This is a genomic window from Candidatus Buchananbacteria bacterium CG10_big_fil_rev_8_21_14_0_10_42_9, assembly GCA_002773845.1.
GTDB lineage: Bacteria > Patescibacteriota > Patescibacteriia > Buchananbacterales > 21-14-0-10-42-9 > 21-14-0-10-42-9.
This window is the reverse complement of record PEZZ01000046.1, coordinates 10,722-15,275: the sequence shown is the minus strand read 5'-3', so window position 1 is coordinate 15,275 and position 4,554 is coordinate 10,722. Positions and strand designations below refer to the sequence as shown.

The 4,554-nt window shown below is 38.6% G+C and carries 5 protein-coding genes and 1 pseudogene (1 of these 6 cut by a window edge); 1 reads left to right on the top strand and 5 read right to left on the bottom strand.

The window, feature by feature from the left end; translation table 11 throughout:
• From COT81_05560 to COT81_05545, 4 genes are all read right to left on the bottom strand, one after another.
• Window positions 1-243, bottom strand: a 243-nt coding sequence (locus COT81_05560; GenBank protein ID PIS04633.1) for an NAD(+)--rifampin ADP-ribosyltransferase, incomplete at its 3' end; no start/stop codon positions are given.
• 304 nt (window positions 244-547) lie between these two features.
• Window positions 548-931, bottom strand: coding sequence for a two-component system response regulator (locus COT81_05555; protein ID PIS04632.1), 384 nt, complete (start codon window positions 929-931; stop codon window positions 548-550).
• Window positions 931-1,344, bottom strand: a complete 414-nt coding sequence (gene tsaB / locus COT81_05550) for a tRNA (adenosine(37)-N6)-threonylcarbamoyltransferase complex dimerization subunit type 1 TsaB (GenBank protein ID PIS04631.1) — start codon at window positions 1,342-1,344, stop codon at window positions 931-933. Before tsaB ends, COT81_05555 begins: the two co-directional genes overlap by 1 nt.
• Window positions 1,345-1,346: 2 nt before the next feature.
• The gene (locus tag COT81_05545; protein PIS04630.1) at window positions 1,347-1,958 is read right to left on the bottom strand and encodes a hypothetical protein; all 612 of its coding nucleotides are present in this window, start codon (window positions 1,956-1,958) and stop codon (window positions 1,347-1,349) included.
• Between the two features lie 84 nt (window positions 1,959-2,042).
• On the opposite strand from COT81_05545, the gene COT81_05540 reads away from it, so the two are divergent.
• The gene (locus COT81_05540) at window positions 2,043-4,322 is read left to right on the top strand and encodes a hypothetical protein (GenBank protein ID PIS04629.1); all 2,280 of its coding nucleotides are present in this window, start codon (window positions 2,043-2,045) and stop codon (window positions 4,320-4,322) included.
• Window positions 4,323-4,403: 81 nt separating this feature from the next.
• On the opposite strand, the pseudogene COT81_05535 reads toward COT81_05540, so the two are convergent.
• Window positions 4,404-4,554: pseudogene (locus COT81_05535) on the bottom strand (50S ribosomal protein L7/L12); it runs 326 nt beyond the window's last position.

The window sequence follows — 4,554 nt, the reverse complement described above, 5'->3', positions numbered from 1 at the left end:
TTCTACTAAATATATTCTTTCGCGTCCTTCGCCAAAAGCAAGTTCAGCGCCCCAGATAGCGGCGTCCAGAGTAGCCGAGAGATAGATATATTTCGCATTTTTCCTGCTCCCGTAGTTTGAGTTAAGACCAATTGTGATAAAGTCACCAATCTTTAGGTCAGCCTTTGTGCCGTGGAAGAATGTCTGAGAAAAAGGGCTTTGAGCAGGATTATTCGATTTGTTCTCATCCCCGTTTGTATTCATTGCCATAATGTTTTTATTAGAAAATATAAATCAAATTTTCGTCTTTGTTCAACACACTAACCTCTTATTTTAGTATAGATAAAAAATTTATTTCGCACAACGCGCCGCGGCTGATCCGACGTGACCGGATCCGGCGAAGCTGGAGATGGGCATATTGGATAACGGCGACGATAGCCACGGCACGTTAATCGACGAGCGAAGCGATGTTAACTAACTAGTAATTATCCAAACTACATGCGTTATTGTAACAAGCATCTTGTGTGTTATGCAAACTTTCTCACTCCCTCTTGATAAGGCGAGATTATTAAATTGGGATTTTCAGTTTTCGCCTAATAACTTCAATAATCTCATCGATGCTGACTTTTGATTTAACAAAATATTCAACATCAGTGATATTTTTAGCTTGCTCTTTGCTCGCCTGATCTCCCAAATTACTTAAAATAATAGTTGGAATTTCTTTAGTCCTCGGATCTTTTTTTAACTCCTGCAACGCCGTTAAGCCATCAATATTAGGCATCAAAATATCTAGAATAATAAAATCCGGGCTTTGTTCTCGAGCAATAGTTAAAGCATCTCCGCCGTCTCCGGCACTTAAAACCTCGAATCCATCTTGTTCAAGTTGAATTTTAGCAATGTCCATCAAATCCGGATCATCCTCAGCAATTAAAATTTTTGGCTTAGTATCCATTAAACTTTCTTTTTAGGTTGACTGATGTTTGGCGGTTGGCCGTATAACGGCTTAGCCGTTTTGGTTTTATGCCTGGCCAATTGTTTTATGCCCTCAGCAATTAGATCCTCAAGGTTGGTGCCTGCCGTATTGGATACACCAACGACGTTACAATGTAAAACCCAAGCCAAAGTATTAGCGACGCTAACACCCACGCGAATAGCTGTGAAAGGACCGGGGCCGGTAACGACGATAATGCCACTAATTTTTTTAAGCGGGATTTTTGTTGACTTTAAAAGCTCGTCTATATTTTGCAACACTAACTCTGATTTTTTTCGGTCAGTTGTAAATTTTTTAGCCTTTATAATTGTTGCGTTCTTTTTAGCAAGCGCTACTGCCCCGCGTGAACTTACAGAATTAATAAATAACAACATATCTAGTGTATAGAATCGTGCGCTACAATTTTATTACTCTCCAAAATATCAAACAAAAAGCGGTCAGTTATTTCACGACGATATTTATATTCCTGTTTACTAAAAACCGTGTAATTGATAGGGTGATTGAGTTCTTTTTCATATCGTTTCATAATTTTTGCTAATTTTGAGCGGTTTACATTGCCCACAATCAATACGTCAGTTGGGTAGTCATCAAAACCCATAAAAATTCCGGTTAAAATTAGTAGCCTAACGCTGCCAAGCTTCATAATTTTTGAAACCAAATCATTTTCAATCAGAAGCTCAGCCTTCATAAACATCGCCCTCAACTCCGGATATAAAATTGAGTTGATATTGATAGCATAAAATTTTTTCTGTGATTTTTTTACTTTAGCCCTAGACTTTTTCCCCTGGCCGCCCGCCTTCTCAGTCTCTGGGGTAGCAATTTTTATCAAATCCATTTTTTCTAAATTATTCACTTCCCGCCTAACCGAATTTAGTTGGATTCTTAATTTTCTTGCTAGCTCACGTAAATAATACTGGCCATCTGGGTCAGCTAACAAAAAACGCAAAATTTTGACTCTGGCTTTTGAACCAAATAATTGTTCAAGCATATGGGGACAATTTTAGGCAATTCGCACCTAAATAACTTTTATAGTATAATATACTAATTAAAACATAACAGCAAACACTTATCAATGAACCAATATATTGCTCGCCTCAACCAATTTGTCATCGCTGAATCAGATAAGGATGGCACGGTCACTAAAACTCTGGTTGGCACTCCCAACCCAATCCAATTAAACCACCTAGGCCAAATTTTCGGACTAATTGATATCCGAGAAAAAAATCCAAGTATAACCGACTTTGCTGATTTTGTATTGCAAGAATTTGAAAGAATTTACTATCAACAACTGGATCTCATAGAAGATTTGTCAGATTTAGAAGCCGTTTTGGTGAATGAATTTTTCGAACAAGCCCTTCAGGACACGAACACTTCTATTTTGAATTATTTAGAACAATTTTCAGTCACTATTGACTTGAAAAAAATTAATATTATTTTGGGCGTAACGAAAAACCAAGACCTGCATTTTACCCAAGTTGGTGATATCCACGCCTTTTTAATACACCAGAGAAGCAAAAGTAATTACACCATTATCGACATCGTGGAAAAAGCCAGCGGAGGAGGAAAATCAAACCTAAATCCCTTAAAGTTTTTCTCGCAAATCATCTCTGGAAAAATTACCCAAAAAGATACTTTAATTTTACTGACAGCTTCGGTTTTAGATTATTTTTCTTTAGAAAAGTTAAAAAATATTTTTGGCGGTAAGCCGATAGTGGAAGCAACCTTAGAATTAAAACAAATTATCTTAGACACCAAAAGTCCAATGAGTTTTGCCGGAGCAACTTTGCAGGTTGAAAAATTGCCAGCGCCGCTACAAAGCCCCGCGTTCAAGCCAGAAAAAATTATCTCCCAAAGTGACATCCGGGAAGCCGCTTCTCAAGATTCTATTAAACAACTGATTGATACGGAGAAGGCCACTGAGAAACTTTTGAATACCACCGTAAAACTAGAACTTAAAAGGTACTCGCAAGCTCTAAACCAAACTTTTAAAAACTACTTTTCTAAAGTCAGAGAAATCTCGGCACAAAAAACAAAATCAGCTCTGCCTAAATCCCCCGCCTTAAGTAAGGGTATAAAGGCTACGGCCAATAAATTAAAACCGGTATCGAATGTGACTCGAGCCAGTGTTTACGTAACAAAAACTAAAATCGGCCAAGCGGCTCGGCATCCGATATTTAAAAAAATCGGAAGCCTAGTGGCACGGTTGTGGCGATCCCTGCTGCGAAAATTTCAATCATTACCAACCAAACAAAAAGCGGCGGTCGTCCTCTCGATAATTTTAGCGATCGTTTTGTTAGTCAGCTTAATTAGGCTGACCACTCAAAAAGTCAAGGGCCAAAGGCTTGAAGCTTTTCAAACGCAATTTACACAAGCCCAAGAATTATACGAGGAAGCGGAAGCAAGTATTATTTTTAATGATGAGGACCGCGCCCGTCAAAGGCTCAAGGAAGCCGAACAAATTCTAACCGGGTTAGAAGCGCCCAATAAATCTTTAGTCAGCGAGCTTTCGACATTGGAGCAAACCGTGCGGTCACGTTTGACTAAATTAAGGCACATAGTAGAAATCGCTGAGCCAGCAATGATAACAAACTTCCAAAATTTGGATGAGCAAGCTGAAATTGCCCCAGCCATTGGTAAGCAAGGACAAATAATTCTAACTCAAAATAGTCGGACCGGATCATTATACAAAACTAATACTGAAAATTTTGTTGTAGATACAATTAGTTCTGAAGTTAATCTTGGTAAAATTACCCACGCCGCATCGATTAGCCCAAATTCAACTTTATGGATAAGCGATTCTGGAAATTTATTCCAATATAGTGCTGCCAATGATGAAATCTCACAGCGTAACTGGAATAACTCTACCGCTGTAGACGATATAGAAATCTACAACAACACACTATATCACCTATCAAAAACTGAAAACCAAATTTATCGCTCGTCGGTAACCGGTAATGGATATGGAACTCCGCAGGCTTGGATTACCAACCAAGTTAATATTGATGGCGCCGTGTCGTTGGCTATTGACGGGTTTATATATGTCTTAAAAACTGATGGTAAAATTATAAAATTATTGCGCGGTGGTCTGTCAGATTATTCCAACGGAACTATTGATCCCCCGATAGAAAGAGCTGTTCAGATTTGGACGGAAGAAACCTCTGATTATTTGTATTTGCTGGCCGCCCAAACCAGAAGAGTAATTGTTATGGATAAAGAAGGATCATTGATAATCCAGTACCACTCCGACGCATTTGATGATTTAAAAGATTTAGTAGTAGACGAAGCGGCTAAACAAATTTATATTTTAAACGGTTCTAAAATTTTTGGCATTCCGGCAACCCACCTGGAATAACAAAAAACCGCCTGAGGAAGGGCAGCTTTTTGCTTTAATAAATTATTTTGAATCCCCAGCCTGGGAAGATCGTTAAAATTGTTATTTTAACGATACTTGTGCGCCTGCGGCTTCTAGGTCGGCTTTCATCTTTTCAGCATCTTCTTTTTTAACGCCTTCTTTGATAACTTTAGGCGCGCCATCAACAATGTCTTTAGCTTCCTTTAAGCCTAATTCTGTTGCCGCCCGCACG

Excerpts from the sequence above, each read along its gene's own strand:
- COT81_05555 (PIS04632.1), bottom strand. The coding sequence starts at position 931 with ATGGATACTAAGCCAAAAATTTTAATTGCTGAGGATGATCCGGATTTG.
- tsaB (PIS04631.1), bottom strand. The coding sequence starts at position 1,344 with ATGTTGTTATTTATTAATTCTGTAAGTTCACGCGGGGCAGTAGCGCTT.
- COT81_05545 (PIS04630.1), bottom strand. The coding sequence starts at position 1,958 with ATGCTTGAACAATTATTTGGTTCAAAAGCCAGAGTCAAAATTTTGCGT.
- COT81_05540 (PIS04629.1), top strand. The coding sequence starts at position 2,043 with ATGAACCAATATATTGCTCGCCTCAACCAATTTGTCATCGCTGAATCA.